The following is a 19,112-nucleotide window of genomic DNA, read 5'->3' as shown; positions in this document are numbered from 1 at the left end:
CGCTGTATTCAAAATATTGTAACCAGCCACCCGATGAAGCCGCCCATGATGATCAGATAGCCCACGAAAGTTGCCGTCGTGAAGACAGGGCCGGGGGGGAACTGGCCGATTGCGACAGCATGCAGCAACTGGGCACTGGTCAGCGCAGCGTAGCGGTCGATGAATTCCGCCTGCAGAAAAGCCAACAGGACATAGCCACTTCCATACAGGACCGACCCAATCTTCAAAAAGGTCAGGAACAAAACCGTAAGCGACATGGGTTCGACAGCGAGATGAAGCGAGCGCCATTTGACTAACTGCTGCGGCAGCAACATTGTCAATCCGGACAGGATGAGGATTGTGATTTCGCCAACGCCCATAAGTGACAGTAGGTAGGCTGCCAAGAACAACAGCAGCGACTTGGTACCCTTGATCGTCGTTTGCCCCAGACGGAATAGGGCCTGGATTATGACCGCAAGGATGACCGGTTTGATGCCAATGAAGATAGCTTCGATGAGCGGCACTTCGCCGTATTGCTTGTAGAACATGGCCAGCAAGAGGACAATCGTCATGGCAGGGAAAATGAAACAGATGCCCGCTAAAAACAGCCCGATTTTTCCGCCGTGTTTGTAGCCCAAGGCAATCGCCAGCTCCGTCGAGTTTGGACCCGGAATCAGATTCGTGAATCCAATCAGGTCCATGAAATCCGTTTTTGTGAGCCATTTGCGCTTCGTCACCAGTTCGTCCTCCATCATGGCGATGTGCGCAGCCGGACCACCGAAGGCAAACAGGCCCAGACGAGCGAAAACAAAGCAGATTTCCTTATAGATTTCTTTAGGATAAGTCATCGTTTTCCTCAAGTTAAAAAATGTAGTGTGCAGCAGGTTCAGATAGGCTCAATGTAGGCAATACGGTCTTTGAATTGAGTCAATCCTGTTACTCCGAACTCGCGCAAAAGAGCGATCGCATCGTCGAAATGGTAACGGTACTTGTGGATGCTGTGGGCATCCGAACCAATACTGAAGCGTGTTCCTCCCATTTCAATATAGAGGCCGATCAGGTAGCGGTACAGGTCTGCATTTTGGTATTCATACATACTGCGGGTATTCAATTCCAGCGCCATTTCTTTCGCAAGGATTGCATTGAGCAGTTGCTTTAGGTGAGGCTCAAATTCCCGCAAGTCGACTAGTGTGACCGGCAGACGACGGATTCCGTAATCAAAGTGCGAGAAAACATTTGCGCCATCCAATTTGTGAACAGCTTCTGTGCAGAGTCCGAAATATTCCCGCATGACCGCTTTGGGATCCATTTCGTCGATTATCGGCTGCAAGTAATCATAGCGCCCATTTTGGTGGACGCTCAACAGGATGACATCAAACGTTTTTCCTTCCAGGTAGGACATAATCTGTGCATGGGATTCCGGTGTGTAGCCGACTTCGATGCCTCGGCGGATGCGGCCATCATGGATTGCGTTCAGTGCATCTATTTTTTCGGAGTAAGCGGCATAATCCAAGACGGTATCCGCACCGCCATTGTAGGCATCATGGAAATCCAGGTGCTCAGTTGTGACAAGTAAACCCTCTGTTTGCTCTAGATAATTTTCAAAAGATTCCGCAGAATCGGGCGAAAAGTGCGTGTGCATATGCTGATCGTAGTATCCCAAAATCATTCCTCCTTGTGCGTAGATGTCATCAGTATAGCAGACAGCGGTGGATATCCAGAAAAGTTTGCGTTAAGAAAATGTAAACGATCGAAGGCAAAATAAAAAAAGGTTATCAAAAAATTTGCCCCCATACTAGTGGAATTTTGCTATAATGATGAAGGTCGTGAAAATAAGTTAAATTTTTTTGGATTGGTGGTTATTAATTTGGCAGCACGATATGTCATGGGAGTGGATGTCGGTACCACAAGCACAAAAGCCGTACTGTACGAAACGGATGGCTCTGCTTATGAATCAGCGTATGCGCATTATCCATTGATTAAAGAGAATTCTGAAATGGCGGAACAAGACTTGGATGAGATCTTTTCTGCCGTATTGAAAACGATAAAAGCAGTCATAGCGAAGGCGGACTTGGGCCCAACGGATATTGCCGGCATCGGCTTTTCGAGTGCTATGCACAGCTTGATCCTCATGGATGCGGAAGGAATGCCGTTGACGAGGAGCATCACTTGGGCTGATAATCGTTCCAAAAAATATGCAAGCATGCTGAAACATTCCGAAGTGGGCCAGCGTTTTTATGAAAAAACAGGTACACCGTTGCACCCAATGTCTCCATTGAACAAAATTCTCTGGCTGAGGGCGGAGAATCCCGACCTGTTCCAAGCAGCGCGCTGGTTCATCGGCATCAAGGAATACATTCTTTGGCGCTTGTTCGGTGAATTCGTTGTGGATTATTCCGTTGCATCGGCCACCGGCTTGTTCAATATCAGGGAATTCCGTTGGGATGAGGAAATTCTTGAATTCTGCGGCATCACGAGTCAAATGCTGCCATTGCCGGTAAGTCCTAGTCACCAACTGAGCGGACTCTCGGAAGAAGTGGCAGAGTTGCTGGGGCTTGCTGCAGATATCCCTTTTATTGTTGGAGGGAATGACGGCTGTTTAGCCAATTTGGGAATGGGAGCGATTCGTGCGGGTACGGCGACAATCACAATCGGTACGAGTGGTGCTGTCCGGATGACGAGCGATAAGCCTTATGTAAGCCCAGAAGGACGAACCTTCAGTTATATTTTGGACGAAAACCATTATGTGAACGGTGGAGCCGTCAACAACGGCGGAAACATTTTTGACTGGGCCATCAAACAATTTATGCCGATGAACATTGCTGATGAAGATCTTTATGACAAAGCAATGGAGATAATCTCAAATGTTGCGCCGGGAGCGGATGGGTTGGTTTTTCATCCGTATCTTAATGGAGAACGGGCGCCTCTATGGAATGCAGATGCCAGAGGAAATTTCAGCGGTATCAACATGCTGCATACAAAAGAACATTTTTTGCGCTCCGTTTTGGAGGGCATCTGCCTGAATCTGAAGGATGTGCTTGCGGCAGTCATCCCTATGAACGGCGAGCCAACAAAAATTATGGCCAGCGGAGGCTTTTCGCGCGCCCAGGTTTGGCGTCAAATCTTGACGGATGTCATCGGCATGCCGATCGAATTCCCGGAAACATTCGAAAGTTCCTGTACAGGTGCCGCTTTGATCACGCTGAAGAGCTTGGGATTGTTGGAATCCGTGGATGACGCGGAGGAAATGATGGGCGCCTCAATCGAACATCAACCGAACGAAGAGAGTAAGTCTGTCTATGCAGCGATGTTCCCACGTTATCAAGAGATGAGTAAGCTTTTGCAGGAGTTCTATACACAAAAATAAAATCGAAGCAAAAGAAAAGACATAGCCACTGAAAATCAGAGGTTATGTCTTTTCTTTTGTCTGCTCGTTACTCGTCACTCGTTACTGGTTGCTCCAAGGCGCTTTCAATTAGCTTTGTCATTTTCCTTGGTGAGGTGATCGGGGCAAATCGTTTGATGATTTCGCCGTCGCGGCCGATCAGGAATTTAGTGAAATTCCACTTGATGGCGCCGCCACCGGTCTGCTCGACCAAATATTTGTAGAGCGGATCTGCATTGTCTCCGTTCACTTCTATCTTATCGAAAATCGGAAAAGTGACGCCGTAATTGAGTCGGCAGAATTCAGCTGCTTCAGTGCCGTTCAATGGTTCTTGGTTATTGAATTGGTTGGATGGAAATCCCAAAACGATAAAATTCTGGTCTTTGTATTTTTCGTAAAGTTCTTCCAGTTCATCCAATTGACCCACTAACCCGCACTTAGAAGCTGTATTGACGATGCAGATGACTTTGCCTTTGTATTGTTCCAATGATACAGATGACTGATCTGTTTTAGTTGCTGAATATTCATAAATGGACATAATGAAGGACTCCTTTGGTTATGCTACTTATAGGTGCTGAAACATAGTATAAACAACAATGTAAAGGATTGCAAAATAAATGCCCGCGTCAAAATTGAAGGAGATATGACAGTTTGATGAGAAATGATGAAATTGTAACAGTAATTTCCATAAATGACTGTTTTTTTATTCTTGTTTGCTGTATGATAGTTGAGTATTATAAATCGAATCTGGAGGGATTTTTTTTGGACATGTTTGAAGGCTTAAGCCAAAAAATCGTAGGAAAAAAAATAAAAATCGTTTTCCCGGAAGGCTTAGAACCAAGAATTTTAGGGGCAGTCGTTCGTCTTAAAGCGGAAGATTTAGTTGAACCAATCGTTATCGGAAATGTGGATGCAGTTAAAGAAGCTGCAAAAGGCCGCGGATTCAGACTGAATGGCATCAAAATCATCGACCCAGCTGATTATGCTGAACTCGATGAAATGGTTGCATCTTTTGTCACTCGCCGTAACGGTAAAATCACTGAAGAACAAGCGAGACAGTTGTTGTTGGATGAAAATTATTTCGGAACAATGATGGTACACATGGGTTTAGCCGATGGTCTGGTGAGCGGTGCTGTTCACTCTACAGGTGATACTGTCCGTCCTGCGCTTCAAATCATCAAAACAAAGCCAGGCGTAAGCCGCACAAGCGGTGCTTTCATCATGCTCCGTGGTACTGAAAGATTCCTGTTCGCTGACTGCGCAATCAACATCAATCCAAATGCACAAGAACTTGCTGAAATCGCTGTTGAAAGTGCTAAAACAGCTGAAATGTTCGAAATCCAACCAAACGTTGCTTTGATGAGCTTCTCAACAAAAGGTTCAGCTGCATCACCGGAAGTCGACAAAGTCGTGGAAGCAACCAGAATCGCAAAAGAATTGGCTCCTCAATACAACATCGACGGCGAATTGCAATTCGATGCTGCTTTTTCTGAAGTGGTCGCTAAACAAAAAGCACCTGGCTCAACAGTTGCCGGAAAAGCTAAAGTATTCATTTTCCCTGAAATCCAATCAGGTAACATCGGCTACAAAATCGCACAACGTTTCGGCGGGTTCGAAGCAGTAGGCCCGATCTTGCAAGGCTTGAACAAACCGATTTCCGATTTGTCACGCGGTTGTAATGAAGAAGATGTCTACAAAACAGCCATCATAACAGCAAATCAAACATTACTTGATTAATAAAACAATGGAAAGCCTGGATCAAATCCGGTTTTCCATTTTTTATTGTGCTCAAAAATGTGCTATACGCAGAAAAAAGGTGCATTCCGGAGTGAATGTTCCTATAATAAGGAATGGAATAAAATAAATTGGTGAAGATGGGGGCAGATTCAGAATGTTCACCTTACTAGCAAAGAATGAAGAAGAAACGATGGAGATAGCCGCGCAATTGGCCCAACTTTTAGAACCGAAAGATGTCATCCTCCTTGAGGGGAATTTAGGTGCTGGCAAAACTACCTTTACAAAAGGCCTCGCGAAGGGGCTGGGTATTGACACTGTCATAAAAAGCCCCACATATACTTTGATCAGGGAGTACACAAAAGGCAGGCTGCCGTTGTACCACATGGATGTTTATCGCTTGGAGGATGTCGGCGGAGATGATCTGGGTTTCGAAGAATATCTCTTCGGCAATGGTGTTTCCGTTATCGAATGGGCAAAATTCATCGAAGAGGAATTGCCGGATGCATATTTGACGATAAGCTTGGTCCCTACTGGGGAATTTTATGAAAACCGGGAAATCACTTTTCTCCCGACGGGCGAACGTTATAATTCTTTGGTCGAAACATTACAGGGTATACTCATGAAAGAAGGAAAATAGCATGCGCAAAAGAGAAAAAGTCGAAATCATGATCCGGGAAGCCATCCCGGCAGATGCAAAAGACATCATCGCCTTCAGCAGAAAAACAGGTGCCGAAACGCCATATTTGGCATATGGGGCTGAAGGCTTGGAATTGTCCGAAGCCTTCGAAGAATTGTATCTGGAAGATTTAATGGAGAAAGACAATAATGTGATGCTGATTGCGACGATAAATAACAAGCAATTGATTGGCTTGGCATCTGTCGGGGCAACTGATAAGCCAAAGCTTAGGCATGTAGGGGAAGTCGGTATCACCGTCGAAAAAGATTATTGGGGATTCGGGATTGGATCAGTCCTGATGGAAGAAATTGAAACCTGGGCAATCGAGAGTGGTGTAATCCGCCGTTTGGAGCTGACGGTCCACGGCGAAAACGAAAGGGCCATCCATCTCTATGAAAAAATGGGTTACCAACAAGAAGCAGTGATGCCGCGTGCCATGCTGATCGATGGAGAATTTATCGACGGCGTATTGATGAGTTTGATGATCGACTAGCATGAACGTAAGGATTGACCTTTCAAGTGGAAAAAAATTAAAATTTTTTTGTTAAAGTCGTCATTTTTCACTTGACTTGATAACGCTTACATGTTATTATAACTATACAAAGAGAGACATACAAAGCAACACAAAGAATCAAAAAAAGAGTATGCGACTCTTTCAGGAAAATCCTTCAAAAAGATTTTCCGGTTAACAGCTTTAAAGTTAAGCTGTTAATGCAAAGTCTTAGATGGTTCGGAATTTGTGTCCTAGATGCATTTCTAAGCCACGAAAACTTGAACCATTCTAAGATTAATAAACAGTAGATTTCATTTAAGCAACTGGAAGCGAAAGCTTGCATGACTTGCCTAAAAAACAAGCATAACCAGTATTGAAAAGTTCATAGATTATTAAGATTGAACAATCAATGAAGCGAGGATGAGGCTACTGATTTAGGAGGAAGTGTTCCGATTTTTGGAGCACTTCCTTTTTATTTTGGTGTTTGGTAGCAATCGTATTTTGTTGTGTACGAAATTTGTATATTATGAAGAAATAAATTATTGGACACAAAATGCTTGCATCCGCTCACTCTTTACGTTATCCTTTAAAACGTAATCGTTACGATTTGTGACGAGAATTTATTATTCGATTTCGGATAGTCAACAAAGAGAAGGCGGAGGGAAAAATATATGAATCAAAAAAAGCGTATGAAGTGGGCGTTGTCACTATTAGGGGCAGTAGCACTATTGGCTGGTTGTGGAACAGCCGAGAGCACAACAGAAAATACAGGCTCGGACAAGCTACAAGTCGTCACGACCTTTTATCCTATGTACGACTTTACGAAACAAGTCGCCCAAGACGATGCCGACGTGAGCCTGCTTTTGGAAGCCGGAATGGAAGTACATTCCTTTGAGCCTTCGAGCCAAATGATTGCGGAAATCCAGGATGCAGATGTGTTCATTTACAATAGCCCTGAAATGGAGACGTGGGTGCCCGGTGTGCTCGCTTCCATCGACACTTCGGATATGGTGGTTATTTGTGCAAGCGAAGCGATCACCTTGTTGGAATACGAAGGCGAGGCCCACGCGCATGACCACGAGTCCGAGGGAGAAGATACAGATACAGGACATACCCATACTGTCGATCCACATGTTTGGTTGGACCCTGTGCTCGCCCAAAAAGAGGTTACGACGATTGCGGAAGGATTGGCAGATGCAGACGCGGATCATGCTGAAAATTATCTGAAGAATGCCGGAACGTATATCGGACAACTAAACGAATTGGATGCAGCGTACCGTGATGCTTTTGAGGGAGCGAAAAATCGTACTTTCGTGACACAGCATGCGGCCTTCGCTTACTTGGCGGCCCGCTATGAACTTGATCAGATCTCTGTAACGGGTCTGAATGCCGAAAGTGAGCCAAGCGCGGCTGCCCTGGCGACACTATCCGACTACGTGAAAGCGAACAATATTTCGCACATCTATTTTGAAAACAATGCTTCTTCACAGACTGCAGAGACACTTGCTGAAGAGGTTGGTGTGGAATTGGCTGTATTGAGTCCTCTGGAAGGGATTACTGAAGAAGACCAGGAGCAGGGTGTGGATTATATTTCCGTGATGCAGGAAAATCTTGCAGCATTGAAGAAAAGCATCAACTGATCCAGAAGTGTTATTGTTCCTCCTTGTGACGTTTGCGTGCTATGATTTGGTTGAGATGAGACAACCGAACAATCGCAAAATGACTTAGTTGAGAAAACAGTTGACCCATGCATAATTTCAGTCGAACAGCTCGCACTTATTTCAGTCAATGGGAAGGTATTGTCGGACAAGGAGGGAACGTTATGCTTTTTAAAGATCGGAAAGAGGCCGGCATGCTGCTGGCAGAAGCTTTGGAGAAATACCGCGGAAAAGACATTGTCGTATTTGCTTTGCCGCGAGGGGGAGTGCCTTTGGGCGTGGAAATCGCCAAGAAATTGGCGGCACCGCTTGATCTGCTCATCACGAAAAAAATCGGACACCCGTTCAATCCTGAGTATGCCATCGGCGCCATTACGGAGGATGCGGACCCAATCTTCAATCCGGGCGAGCATGGGGTGTTGGATAAGAATTGGTTGGAATGGGAGCTGAAGCGCCTGCGCCAGGAAATCAAACGGCGTAGAGAAACGTATGTCGGAGCAGCGAACATCCAATCATTGGAAGGCAAAACGGCCATCATCGTGGATGACGGTATCGCGACAGGTTTCACGATGTTCGCCTCGATAGCGGCCCTCAAAAAGCGGAAGCCGAAACGCATTATCGTGGCTATCCCGGTCACGCCGGAGGATACCGCGAAAAAGTTGGACCAAATGGTGGATGCAGTCGTCGCTTTGGAGCGGACGGATGACTATCTCGGAGCGGTGGGCGCCTATTATATCCATTTCGATCAGCTCGACGACGCGGAAGTCGTTTCATTGCTCCGAAGCATGCATGTGAAGGAGGGGAAGGCAGATGAGTGATCCAGAAAAAGCAGTTCAGATAACTGGCGATGGTGTCCTATTGAACGGCGATTTGGCTTTGCACAAAGACGCGAAAGGGCTCGTCATTTTTGCCCATGGCAGCGGGAGCAGCCGACACAGTGTACGCAACAAATATGTAGCCAGTGTGTTGAGGGCTCACGGTTTAGCTACTTTGTTGCTGGATCTGTTGACGGAGGCGGAGAGCGAATGGACCGACAAACGTTTCGACATCGATTTGTTAGCCCAACGGTTGACTCTTGCTGAAAACTGGGTAAAGCAGCAGGATGAAACAAAACAGTTATCAATCGGGTATTTCGGATCCAGCACCGGCGCGGCTGCCGCTTTGCAATCATCTGCAGTGTTAGGCGATGAAATCAAGGCCATCGTATCTCGGGGCGGACGTCCGGATTTGGCAAAAGCCTATCTGGCAAAGGTCACAGCTCCGACACTGTTGTTGGTGGGCGGCTATGATGACGAAGTGATTGAATTGAATGAGCAAGCCTATGCGTTGTTGAACTGCGAGAAGGAAATGGCCATCATTCCGGGAGCCACCCATCTTTTCGAAGAAGCTGGTACCCTTGAAAAGGTTGCCGAGTTGGCTGCGCAATGGTTTGTGAAGCAGTTTCCAGAGAAATAAGGCTGGCATGTGTAATTTCAGACTGGATAGCAAAAATAAGCAGAATACCTTTCATTTCGAAGGGCGTCCTGCTTATTTTTTTATGAGAACTTCAGCTTGCACCTGCTCTCAATAATGTCGATTACTTGGATTCAGGTGTGTAGGTCCAGCCGTGTTCGTTGTGGTAAATCATCAGTTTGGACATTCCGCCGTCGACAGTAAAATTCTGCCCGGTTATGAAGCTTGTTGCGTCACTGCAGAGGAAGTGGATCATCTGCACGATGTCACTTGGTACGCCTACACGGCCTACAGGATGCTGAAGGAGATCCGCGGCTTCGTAGTCAGGCTGATAGTCTTCATCTTTATGGAAGGAACCCGTGTCGATCCAGCCGGGGCTGATGGAATTGACGCGGGCTTTTCCGGACAATGAAATGCTGAGCGCATGCGTCAATGCCAATATGCCGCCTTTAGCAGCCGAATAACTTTCGGTGTCCTCTTGCGACATGAAACCGCGGCTGGATGCGATGTTCACGACCGAAGCGTCAGCTGTGAACACCGGCAAAAGCAAACTCGTCAATAAGTATGGCGCTGTGACGCCCAAAGCCAAAACATAATTGAAGTCCTGATAGGAACATTCCGACAGGATCCCCTTTTTACTGATGCAGGCGTTGTTCACCAGATAATCGACTTTTCCGAAGCGCTGGGTGACTGTTTCCGCGAAAGCGTGTAAGGCAGTTTCCTCCGCAATGTCCCCATGATGGAAATAAACGTCGTTCGCTTCGAAACGGGAAACGATCTTTTCGCCGGCTTCCTGATCTGTGTCAACGAACGCGACAGCAGCACCCGCAGTCAAAAATGATTCAACTGTGGCACGGCCAATGCCGTTCGCTCCGCCGGTCACCACAACCACACGATTTTGAAAATCCATATGCCATTCCTCCTGACTGATTGATGATTCAATTATTCCGCCTATTAAAGTGATAGCTTCAGCGATACGGGGCAATGATCGCTGCCGAAGATATTTTCATGGATATCCGCGTCGACCAAAGCATCTTTCAAAGCTTCCGACACCAGGAAGTAGTCGATCCTCCACCCGGCATTGTTTTTGCGCGCGTTGAAGCGATAGCTCCACCAAGAATATCTTCCTTCCGCATCCGGATGGAAGTGGCGGAAAGTATCGATGAATCCGTTGGCGACAACGTCGCTGAACTTGGCGCGTTCTTCGTCCGAAAATCCCGCATTCTTGCGGTTTGTTTTCCAATTCTTCAGATCGATGTTTTCGTGGGCAACGTTCAGATCGCCGCAGACGACGACCGGTTTTTCTGTTTCAAGGCCTTTTAGAAAAGCCAGAAAGGCTGTCTCCCAATCCATCCGGTAATCCAATCGCTTCAGTTGTTCCTGTGAGTTGGGGGTGTAAACCGTGACTAGGTAAAAGTCAGCATACTCCAAGGTTATGACACGGCCTTCCGAATCGTATTCGGCGTCGCCTATGCCCAACTTGACAGAAAGCGGTGTGTGCTTTGTGAAGATGGCCGTTCCGGAATAGCCTTTGCGATCCGCATAATTCCAATAGGACTCATACCCGGGGAACGCAAGATCAATCTGGCCTTCCTGCAATTTCGTTTCCTGCAGGCAGAAGAAATCGGCATCGAAGTCCGAAAAGATATCCGCAAAATTCTTGTTTACTATGGCCCGCAAGCCATTGACGTTCCATGAGACAAATTTTAGATCCATTTTATGTTCACCTGCCTTAGCGCAACGCGATCATATAGTAAAGGAACAGTATGAAGATGAGCAGATTGATGGCGGCCAGTGTCCACTTCATTTTCGGCTCTGGAATGTTGAGCGCAAAAATCGTTCCGACGATCGGCAAAAACAGCGCCAATACCAACGAGGTAGTGGATACAGAGCCGGGGTCCTTGGTAGTGAAGAGGTAAAGAGGATAAAGAATGGACAATAATGTGAATGTGATTCCGTTTCTGGTTTGTTTCGGTTGCATGGAGCAGCCTCCTTTTTCTGTTATCTGTAATATTTTACCATATCTATGCTTTCGGATCGCAAGGAAGAAGACTGAATTCGCGCCCAAAAACGAAAATGGTTTCCTTCTATCTAACAAAGGTATTTCAAATTCATTAAATTGTAAATTTTTTCATAAACTTGTGTTAAAATAGCATGAACAGGTGCGGTGTCGTTTTTTATTAAAATATGATTAACAAATGATTAAATTAATATAATTAACTGCTGCCGCTTACTTATTTGATACAAATCCGCATCAAGTGATGTTAGAATGGACTACATAAATAAAATTAGTGGGTGAAATGCATGTTGGGGACGGAAATAAAACAACAGTTTCCTGAAACGATCGTTAAAGAGAATGAAAATTTATCATATTATACATACACAAAAACGGGTGGCCCGGCAGATGTGCTGGTCTTTCCGAAAACCAAAGGTGAAATTGCGGCAATTGTTGCATGGGTAAATGAAAAACAGGTGCCTTTGACCGTTTTGGGTAATTCCAGCAATGTCATCATCAAGGATGGCGGAATCCGTGGCATCGTGATGATACTGACAGAAATGGACCACATGGAAGTGAAACGCCAACGATTGATCGTCCAGAGTGGCGCACGTCTGATTGACGCTTCACGGATGGCCTTGGCTGAGCGGTTGAGCGGCTTGGAATTCGCATGCGGCATTCCTGGCAGCGTCGGCGGAGCGGTCTACATGAATGCCGGAGCATATGACGGTGAAGTCGAAGAAGTCATCGAATCCGCAGTGGTAATCACACGCGAAGGCAAAATCAAAACATATGAAAAAAATGAACTCGAGTTTTCCTATCGCCACAGCAAGCTGCAGGAAACGAATGAAATCGTTCTGGAAGTCGTTTTTCATCTGGAAAAAGGCAAGCAAGAAGCAATCAAAATGCGAATGGACGAATTGACTGCTTTGCGCGAATCGAAGCAGCCGTTGGAATATCCTTCATGCGGTAGCGTCTTTAAACGACCGCCCGGGTATTTCACGGGTAAATTGATTCAGGAAGCTGGCCTGCAAGGTTTGATTTGGGGCGGGGCACAGGTATCGATGAAGCATGCAGGTTTCATCGTGAACATCAACAAAGCTACAGCGACCGATTACATTGAACTGATTGCACACATTAAAACAGTCATAATGGAGCGTTATGGCGTACCATTGGAAACAGAAGTCCGGATCATCGGGGAAGATACAGTGGGAAGCGTATAGGTGAAAAGAAGGCTGGGTGTGAACATTCAGCTCTTTTTTGAATAGCACCTATTTATTATTTATTGAATATAATGAAGGAGGATAGCCCATGCGAAGACCACTGATATCTTTTCAGAACTTTAGTTTCACTTATTCAGATCAAAAGGAACCGACATTAGAAGAACTGAATGTCACCATCTACGAAGGAGAAAAAATACTTGTGCTCGGTCCTAGCGGCTCCGGGAAAACTACCTTTGCCCGCTGCCTTACAGGCGTATTGCCGAGTGAAGAGAACGGCGATGCGAGTGGAAACATCCTCTTTCACCATCAGGTCGACCAAACCCTTGCCCCCTTTGAAGATTTTCTTCCGAATGAAATGAAACTGGTCAAAAATAGTCTGATTCCCCACGCGGAACAGATGGGGAAATTTGGAGCGAAGCAACACGTCCCCTTTCGTACAGCGGATGATGTGAAAAAAATGGATAATTGGCATGATTTTTTGAAGAAACGCCCTTATCTCAAGCGCAGTTTCATGAAATTGTCGGAACAGCAGTTGGGGGATATCACGATGGCCGGCATTTCCTTGGATGGCAAACCTTTGATTTTATTCGATGAACCATTGGCCAATCTGGACCCTAGTTCCGGAGATTTGGCAATGAAATTCATTGATGATCTGCATCGCGTCAGCGACACGACCGTACTTATCATTGAACATAGGTTGGAAGATGTCTTGGCGCAAACGATCGATCGTATCCTGTTGTTTTCCGGTGGGCGAATCATTGCAGATGCTACGCCGGAGGAAATCCTCCGCACCGAAATCTTGAGCGATATCGGCATCCGGGAACCACTATACATCACGGCTATGCGCTATGCTGGAGTCGATCTGGATAATGTCCGGGAATTGGCGAACGTAAAGAAAGTGAACGGCCCGCAATTAAAGGAACAGATGGAGAGTTGGCTGAATTATCTCCCGCAATTTAGGTACCCCGATTATGATGAAGTGCTTCTGGAGCTGGATGGCTTATCGTTCAAATACCCTTGGAATGACAAAGACATCGTCGACGGTGCCTTTCTCCGCATCTACAAAGGTGAAATGATTAGCCTTGTCGGAGCAAACGGCGCCGGCAAATCAACGCTTTCCCGTTTGATGACCGGTGAAGAGAAACCGCAGAGTGGCCACATCTATTGGAAAGGCAACGAGGTCAGCAACATTGATGCGGATGAAGCGGAAAACTATGTCGGCTACGTCCCGCAGAATCCGAAAGACAGCCTCTCACAGGAAACCGTGTATGAAGAGATTGCTTTGAAACTGAAACAGCGCAACATGCCAAAAGAAGAGATCCAAAGGAAAGTCGATGAAGTTGCGAAAGTCTGCGGACTGCAATACATCAAAGACTTGCCGTTATCTATGCTGAGTTTCGGCCAACTGAAACGGGTGTCGATTGCAGCCGTTTTGGCGCTGGATCCGGAGTTGATCATCTTGGATGAGCCTGCTGCCGGGCAAGACTTTAGTCATTACAAAGACATCATGCATTTCCTCCAGCGGATCCATCAGAACGGTGTGACCGTCGTGATCGTAACACATGACATGCACCTGATGCTGGAATATACCCGCAGAGCAGTGGTCATGGCCAAAGGGAAAATCGTGGCTGATACGAGTTCCGCTTTTGTCCTCATCAATCCGAGGCTGATCCAGCTCGCCTCATTGAAAGAGACCACCTTGTTCACCTTCGCTAATCAAATCGGAATGACCGATCCGTATTCCTTTACAGAAAAATTCGTCTACTATGATCGGGCCGCCCGTCTCTTCTGATGAAATCCATATAAGTTCCAAACGCCGGAATGATCATTTCTGGCGTTTTTTGTTCGGGATTTTTTTGGAAAAGGTGCGACTTCTTATATAATAATAGTGTTTTGTGCTAACATGATAGTGATGAGTGAATATCCGATTGTCTATCCGCAATCGGTGTCAACGTTCAGCGCCCATAAATAAACGATAAAGGCGGGAGAAAATGACTGACAAACCGATCATTACTTTGGAGAATGTAAAAAAAGTATACGATGATGAAACTGTGTTGCACGATATTAACTTTGAGCTTGAAAAAGGCAAATTCTATACCCTTTTGGGACCATCCGGATGCGGAAAAACGACGATTCTGCGTTTGATCGCGGGGTTCGCGGACGCAACGGAAGGCATCATCAAAATCAATGGCGAAACCGTGAATGATATACCGGCGAACCGACGCAAGGTCAATACCGTTTTTCAAGACTACGCGTTGTTCCCCCACATGAATGTTTTCGATAATATCGCATTCGGGCTGACTATCAAGAAAATGCCTAAGGATCAGGTCAAGCTGAAAGTGGAGGAAGCCCTGAAAATGGTTCAACTTGAGGGCTATGAAAACCGTGAAATCAGCGAAATGTCAGGCGGGCAGCAACAGCGTGTCGCAATCGCGCGGGCAATCGTAAACGAACCGGATGTGCTGCTGTTGGACGAGCCGTTGTCTGCTTTGGACTTGAAGCTGCGCACGGACATGCAATACGAGCTGAGGGAGTTGCAGCAACGCCTTGGTATCACCTTTATTTTTGTTACGCACGATCAGGAAGAGGCGTTGGCCATGAGCGATTGGATTTTCGTCATGAACAAAGGTGCGATTGTCCAGAGCGGCACTCCTGTGGATATTTATGATGAGCCGATCGACCGTTTCGTCGCGGATTTTATTGGCGAAAGCAATATCGTTCCGGGGACGATGGTTGAGGACTATAAAGTCAGCTTCGTAGGCAAGGAGTTTGAATGTTCCGATGCCGGGATCACGCCGGGTGAAAAAATCGAAATCGTCATCCGACCGGAAGATCTGGAACTGACGACTGTCGAAAATGGAAAATTGGTCGTGAATATCGATACGCAGCTGTTCCGCGGCGTCCACTACGAGATCATCGGCTACGACAAGGATGGCAACGAGTGGATGATCCATTCCACCAAGCGCGCGGAAATCGGTAAGGATGTCGGGCTCCATTTCGGTCCGCAGGATATCCATGTCATGCGTCTGGGCGAATCCGAAGAAGAGTTCGATGCCCGTCTCGAAAGCTATGAAGAGTAGGGGGAAGAGATATGACGAAAAATTCTAGAGCATTCTATTCGGTTCCTTACGTGCTTTGGCTGGGGCTGTTTGTCATTTCGCCGATGCTATTGATTCTGTACCAATCGTTCTTTGACATCACTGGGGCCTTCACTTTTGCCAACTACGCTACTTATTTCACTTCCGGCAATTATCTGCGGATGACGTTGAATTCGTTCCTTTATGCGTTCATCATCACCCTCGTAACGTTCCTGATCAGTTATCCGACGGCACTGTTCCTGAGTCGGACGAAACACAAGCAACTTTGGCTGTCCTTGATCATTCTGCCGACATGGATCAATCTTTTGCTGAAAGCTTATGCTTTCATCGGTTTGTTCAGTCAGAGCGGAACGGTAAATCAATTCCTTGGCTTCATGGGCATAAGTCCCCAACAGATCCTTTTCACGGACTTCAGTTTCATTTTCGTAGCGGCTTACATCGAGCTGCCTTTCATGATCTTGCCGATCTTTAATTCGATCGAAGAACTGAAGCCGTCCCTTATTGTAGCCAGCGAAGACTTGGGTGCGACTAGGATGCAGACTTTGACGCGGGTAATTTTTCCTTTGACGCTGAGCGGCGTACGCAGCGGCTTTCAGGCAGTCTTCATCCCGTCGTTGTCGCTTTTCATGCTGACGCGTCTAATCGGCGGAAACCGGGTCATCACTTTGGGCACAGCTGTGGAACAGCATTTTCTCGTCACCCAGAACTGGGGGATGGGCTCCACAATCGGCGTAATCCTGATTATCAGTATGATTGCCATCATGTCCCTGACCAGTGACAAAAAAAAGAAAGGCAGGGGAATCAAATGAAGGCAACAACCAATACAAAATGGAACAATGCGTTCCTTGCGCTTGTTTTCGCCTTTATGTACCTGCCGATCTTTTATCTGATTTTGTATTCGTTCAATGCCGGCGGGACCATGAATGCCTTTACTGGCTTCACGTGGGAGCATTACCAAGCCGTTTTTGAAGACACGCGCTTGATTGGAATCGTAATGAACACATTTTTGGTGGCTTTGCTTTCTGCCCTCATCGCAACTACAATCGGCACAATGGGCGCAATCTATATTTATTACACAAAAAAACGCAGAACCAAGAATACACTCTTGAGTCTGAACAACGTACTGATGGTTTCCCCTGACGTCATCATCGGGGCAAGCCTTTTGATCCTTTTCACGATGCTGGGCTTTTCGTTGGGCTTCTCCTCGGTGCTGCTTTCGCACATCGCTTTTTCAATTCCAATCGTGGTGTTGATGGTGCTGCCGAAGCTTTATGAAATGAACGATTCGATGATCAGTGCGGCCCAAGACTTGGGTGCCAACAGTGGTCAAGTGTTCAGCAGAATCCTGATTCCGAGCATCACTCCGGGAATCCTGAGCGGTTTCTTCATGGCCTTTACCTATTCCTTGGATGATTTTGCGGTGACCTTTTTCGTGACGGGGAATGGCTTCACCACTTTGGCGGTGGAAATTTATTCGCGGGCCCGCCGTGGTGTCAGCCTGGAAATCAATGCGCTCAGTGCGCTGATGTTCCTGTTCACGCTGCTTTTGGTCTTGGGCTACTATTTCATTCAACAATACGGGCACAATAAACGTGCGCAGCAAATGAAGGCGATCGGAAAACGCGCGGGTTCGGATAGGGCGGTGAAGAACGGATGAAAAAATTAATGGGAATGGCAGTTGCCGTGCTACTTGCTTGTGCGGCTATCGCTTTCGGGATAAACGCATTGAACAGAGCGCAAGGTTTTTCGGACAGGAATACGCTGACGATCTACAACTGGGGCGACTATATAGAACCGGAGTTGATCACAAAATTCGAAGAGGAGTCCGGATATAAAGTTTCTTATGAAACGTTTGATTCGAACGAGGCGATGTACACTAAAGTAAAACAGGGCGGGACGGCCTATGATCTGAGCATCCCTTCGGAGTACATGATAGACAAAATGGCTGAAGAAGGCTTACTGATCGAACTGGACCATTCGAAGATTGAAGGTCTGGAGAATATCGATCCGCGCTTCCTGGATTTGCCGTTCGACGAAGGCAATAAATACTCTATCCCTTATTTCTGGGGAACTTTGGGCATCATCTATAACGACAAAATGGTGACGGAAGAGATTACTTCCTGGTCCGATTTGTGGGATCCGCGCTATGCGAACAGTCTGCTTCTGATCGACGGGGCGCGTGAAGTGATGGGGTTGGGCCTCCAAAGTGAGGGTTACTCGCTAAACGAAACGGACCCGATGATCTTAAATGAGATCGCGGAGAAACTGAAGGACATCACGCCGAATGTCAAAGCGATTGTTGCCGATGAAATAAAGATGTACATGATCCAGGAAGAAGCGGCCATCGCCGTGACTTTCTCAGGTGAAGCCAGCGAGATGCTCTGGGAAAACGAAAATCTTCATTATGTGATCCCTGAGGAGGGCTCTAATCTTTGGTTCGACAATATCGTCATCCCGAAGACCGCCAGGAATATCGAAGGGGCTTATGCTTTCATCAATTTCATGCTGGAACCTGAGAATGCGGCCATCAATGCGGAATACGTCGGCTACGCCACACCGAACAAAACCGCCATCGAGCTGATGGATCCCGATATTACCAGCGATGAACAATTCTACCCGTCCGACGAAATCATGGACAAACTCGAAGTATACGAAAACTTGGGAGCCAAAACTCTGGGGACGTATAATGATTTATTTCTTGAAATTAAAATGTTCAGGAAATGATATATTAAATATAGGAAATAACGTGAATTCGCGGCGGAATAACCCGCCAAAATGGGTTTGGCGGGTTATCTGACTGTGATTTGAACTGGTTTTCCCCGCCAAAATGCTTTTGGCGGGTTATTTCTGAGCATAAATTCAAATCCAAATGAAAGGGGCTGCATCAAAACTAGAGTGGTATTTTCTAGTTTGATGCAGCCCCTTGTTGGAGAAAACTATTGACTTAATCTCAAGGTTAAGAGGTAAGGTTGTAAAGTAACAGAGACAGGAGAGGATAAAATAAAATGCAGATACAAGTTCAAGATAACACGCATACTGTTGTATTTATGCTAAATAATAGTGTTGCAGCAGAATCACTCTATAATCAGCTTCCATTGAAAATAATGGTGGAGACTTATGGGAACAACGAAAAAATATTTTATCCGCCAACAAAACTTAATACCAGTAACTCTCCAAGTGCAGAAGGTCCTGCGGGCACACTTGCCTATTTCGAACCATGGGGAAATGTCGTTATGTATTATGGCAGCTTTGGACGTTATCGGGGATTGTATGATTTGGGAACAGCTGTTTCAGGGGGAGAAGATATCAAAGAATTGACAGGAGAAATATCTGTCACCAAGGTTTCTGATTGAAATCAGTTGGATTGTATTGGTTTGGCAGCCGCATTCACTTTATACTCAAAAAGTCTGTCGAA

The 19,112-nt window shown here is 46.3% G+C and carries 20 protein-coding genes; 14 read left to right on the top strand and 6 right to left on the bottom strand.

Annotated elements, in window-relative coordinates; genetic code table 11:
- Positions 1 to 8: 8 nt before the first annotated feature.
- Entirely contained in the window at positions 9 to 827 is an 819-nt protein-coding gene (locus BLV66_RS05250; RefSeq protein WP_086987483.1) for a chromate transporter, read from the bottom strand.
- A 38-nt stretch (positions 828 to 865) separates the two neighbouring features.
- On the bottom strand, positions 866 to 1,642 hold the full coding sequence (locus BLV66_RS05245; RefSeq protein WP_086987484.1) for a PHP domain-containing protein: 777 nt from the start codon (positions 1,640 to 1,642) through the stop codon (positions 866 to 868).
- A gap of 204 nt (positions 1,643 to 1,846) precedes the next feature.
- On the opposite strand from BLV66_RS05245, the gene BLV66_RS05240 reads away from it, so the two are divergent.
- On the top strand, positions 1,847 to 3,346 hold the full coding sequence (locus BLV66_RS05240) for a gluconokinase (protein ID WP_086987485.1): 1,500 nt from the start codon (positions 1,847 to 1,849) through the stop codon (positions 3,344 to 3,346).
- A gap of 67 nt (positions 3,347 to 3,413) precedes the next feature.
- Here the strand turns inward: BLV66_RS05240 and BLV66_RS05235 are convergent, their stop codons facing one another.
- Positions 3,414 to 3,902 carry a glutathione peroxidase gene (locus BLV66_RS05235; RefSeq protein WP_086987486.1) on the bottom strand — a complete coding sequence of 163 codons (489 nt, stop codon included), beginning with the start codon at positions 3,900 to 3,902 and terminating at the stop codon, positions 3,414 to 3,416.
- Between the two features lie 224 nt (positions 3,903 to 4,126).
- Between BLV66_RS05235 and pta the strand changes: the two genes are divergently transcribed.
- The 6 genes from pta to BLV66_RS05205 all read left to right on the top strand — a co-directional run bounded on the left by pta (position 4,127) and on the right by BLV66_RS05205 (position 9,383).
- Positions 4,127 to 5,101: a phosphate acetyltransferase gene (gene pta / locus BLV66_RS05230; protein ID WP_086987487.1), complete on the top strand. Its 975-nt coding sequence runs from the start codon at positions 4,127 to 4,129 to the stop codon at positions 5,099 to 5,101.
- A 154-nt stretch (positions 5,102 to 5,255) separates the two neighbouring features.
- Positions 5,256 to 5,738, top strand: a complete 483-nt coding sequence (gene tsaE, locus BLV66_RS05225) for a tRNA (adenosine(37)-N6)-threonylcarbamoyltransferase complex ATPase subunit type 1 TsaE (RefSeq protein ID WP_086987488.1) — start codon at positions 5,256 to 5,258, stop codon at positions 5,736 to 5,738.
- A 1-nt stretch (position 5,739) separates the two neighbouring features.
- The gene (locus BLV66_RS05220) at positions 5,740 to 6,270 is read left to right on the top strand and encodes a GNAT family N-acetyltransferase (RefSeq protein WP_086627158.1); all 531 of its coding nucleotides are present in this window, start codon (positions 5,740 to 5,742) and stop codon (positions 6,268 to 6,270) included.
- Positions 6,271 to 6,941: 671 nt separating this feature from the next.
- Complete coding sequence (locus tag BLV66_RS05215) at positions 6,942 to 7,910, top strand: metal ABC transporter substrate-binding protein (RefSeq protein ID WP_218131800.1); 969 nt, start codon at positions 6,942 to 6,944, stop codon at positions 7,908 to 7,910.
- Between the two features lie 182 nt (positions 7,911 to 8,092).
- The gene (locus BLV66_RS05210; RefSeq protein ID WP_086987489.1) at positions 8,093 to 8,746 is read left to right on the top strand and encodes a phosphoribosyltransferase; all 654 of its coding nucleotides are present in this window, start codon (positions 8,093 to 8,095) and stop codon (positions 8,744 to 8,746) included.
- Positions 8,739 to 9,383: a dienelactone hydrolase family protein gene (locus BLV66_RS05205; RefSeq protein ID WP_086987490.1), complete on the top strand. Its 645-nt coding sequence runs from the start codon at positions 8,739 to 8,741 to the stop codon at positions 9,381 to 9,383. The genes BLV66_RS05210 and BLV66_RS05205 overlap by 8 nt, the downstream gene beginning before the upstream one ends.
- Positions 9,384 to 9,504: 121 nt before the next feature.
- On the opposite strand, the gene BLV66_RS05200 is transcribed toward BLV66_RS05205, so the two are convergent.
- From BLV66_RS05200 to BLV66_RS05190, 3 genes are read right to left on the bottom strand one after another with little or no spacing between them, the layout of a single operon-like run.
- On the bottom strand, positions 9,505 to 10,290 hold the full coding sequence (locus tag BLV66_RS05200; protein WP_086987491.1) for an SDR family oxidoreductase: 786 nt from the start codon (positions 10,288 to 10,290) through the stop codon (positions 9,505 to 9,507).
- Positions 10,291 to 10,334: 44 nt separating this feature from the next.
- Complete coding sequence (locus BLV66_RS05195; protein ID WP_086987492.1) at positions 10,335 to 11,096, bottom strand: exodeoxyribonuclease III; 762 nt, start codon at positions 11,094 to 11,096, stop codon at positions 10,335 to 10,337.
- Between the two features lie 16 nt (positions 11,097 to 11,112).
- A complete protein-coding gene (locus tag BLV66_RS05190; RefSeq protein WP_086987493.1) occupies positions 11,113 to 11,361 on the bottom strand; it encodes a hypothetical protein in 249 nt (82 codons plus the stop codon).
- A 323-nt stretch (positions 11,362 to 11,684) separates the two neighbouring features.
- On the opposite strand from BLV66_RS05190, the gene murB reads away from it, so the two are divergent.
- The 7 genes from murB (at position 11,685) to BLV66_RS05155 (ending at position 19,050) form a co-directional block, all read left to right on the top strand.
- The gene (murB, locus tag BLV66_RS05185; RefSeq protein ID WP_086987494.1) at positions 11,685 to 12,599 is read left to right on the top strand and encodes a UDP-N-acetylmuramate dehydrogenase; all 915 of its coding nucleotides are present in this window, start codon (positions 11,685 to 11,687) and stop codon (positions 12,597 to 12,599) included.
- A gap of 88 nt (positions 12,600 to 12,687) precedes the next feature.
- Entirely contained in the window at positions 12,688 to 14,391 is a 1,704-nt protein-coding gene (locus BLV66_RS05180; RefSeq protein ID WP_086987495.1) for an ABC transporter ATP-binding protein, read from the top strand.
- Positions 14,392 to 14,590: 199 nt separating this feature from the next.
- Positions 14,591 to 15,679 (top strand): ABC transporter ATP-binding protein, encoded by a 1,089-nt coding sequence (locus BLV66_RS05175; protein WP_086987496.1) that lies wholly within the window; start codon positions 14,591 to 14,593, stop codon positions 15,677 to 15,679.
- Between the two features lie 11 nt (positions 15,680 to 15,690).
- On the top strand, positions 15,691 to 16,506 hold the full coding sequence (locus BLV66_RS05170) for an ABC transporter permease (protein ID WP_086987497.1): 816 nt from the start codon (positions 15,691 to 15,693) through the stop codon (positions 16,504 to 16,506).
- A complete protein-coding gene (locus BLV66_RS05165) occupies positions 16,503 to 17,354 on the top strand; it encodes an ABC transporter permease (protein WP_086987498.1) in 852 nt (283 codons plus the stop codon). Before BLV66_RS05170 ends, BLV66_RS05165 begins: the two co-directional genes overlap by 4 nt.
- A complete protein-coding gene (locus tag BLV66_RS05160; RefSeq protein WP_086987499.1) occupies positions 17,351 to 18,421 on the top strand; it encodes an ABC transporter substrate-binding protein in 1,071 nt (356 codons plus the stop codon). The genes BLV66_RS05165 and BLV66_RS05160 overlap by 4 nt, the downstream gene beginning before the upstream one ends.
- 281 nt (positions 18,422 to 18,702) lie before the next feature.
- On the top strand, positions 18,703 to 19,050 hold the full coding sequence (locus BLV66_RS05155; RefSeq protein ID WP_086987500.1) for a cyclophilin-like fold protein: 348 nt from the start codon (positions 18,703 to 18,705) through the stop codon (positions 19,048 to 19,050).
- The last annotated feature ends 62 nt before the right edge of the window (positions 19,051 to 19,112 follow it).

The organism is Trichococcus collinsii, from assembly GCF_900107505.1.
Classification (GTDB): Bacteria; Bacillota; Bacilli; order Lactobacillales; family Aerococcaceae; genus Trichococcus; species Trichococcus collinsii.
Note: the sequence above shows the minus strand (reverse complement) of the source record. Positions and strands in the feature narration are given on the sequence as shown.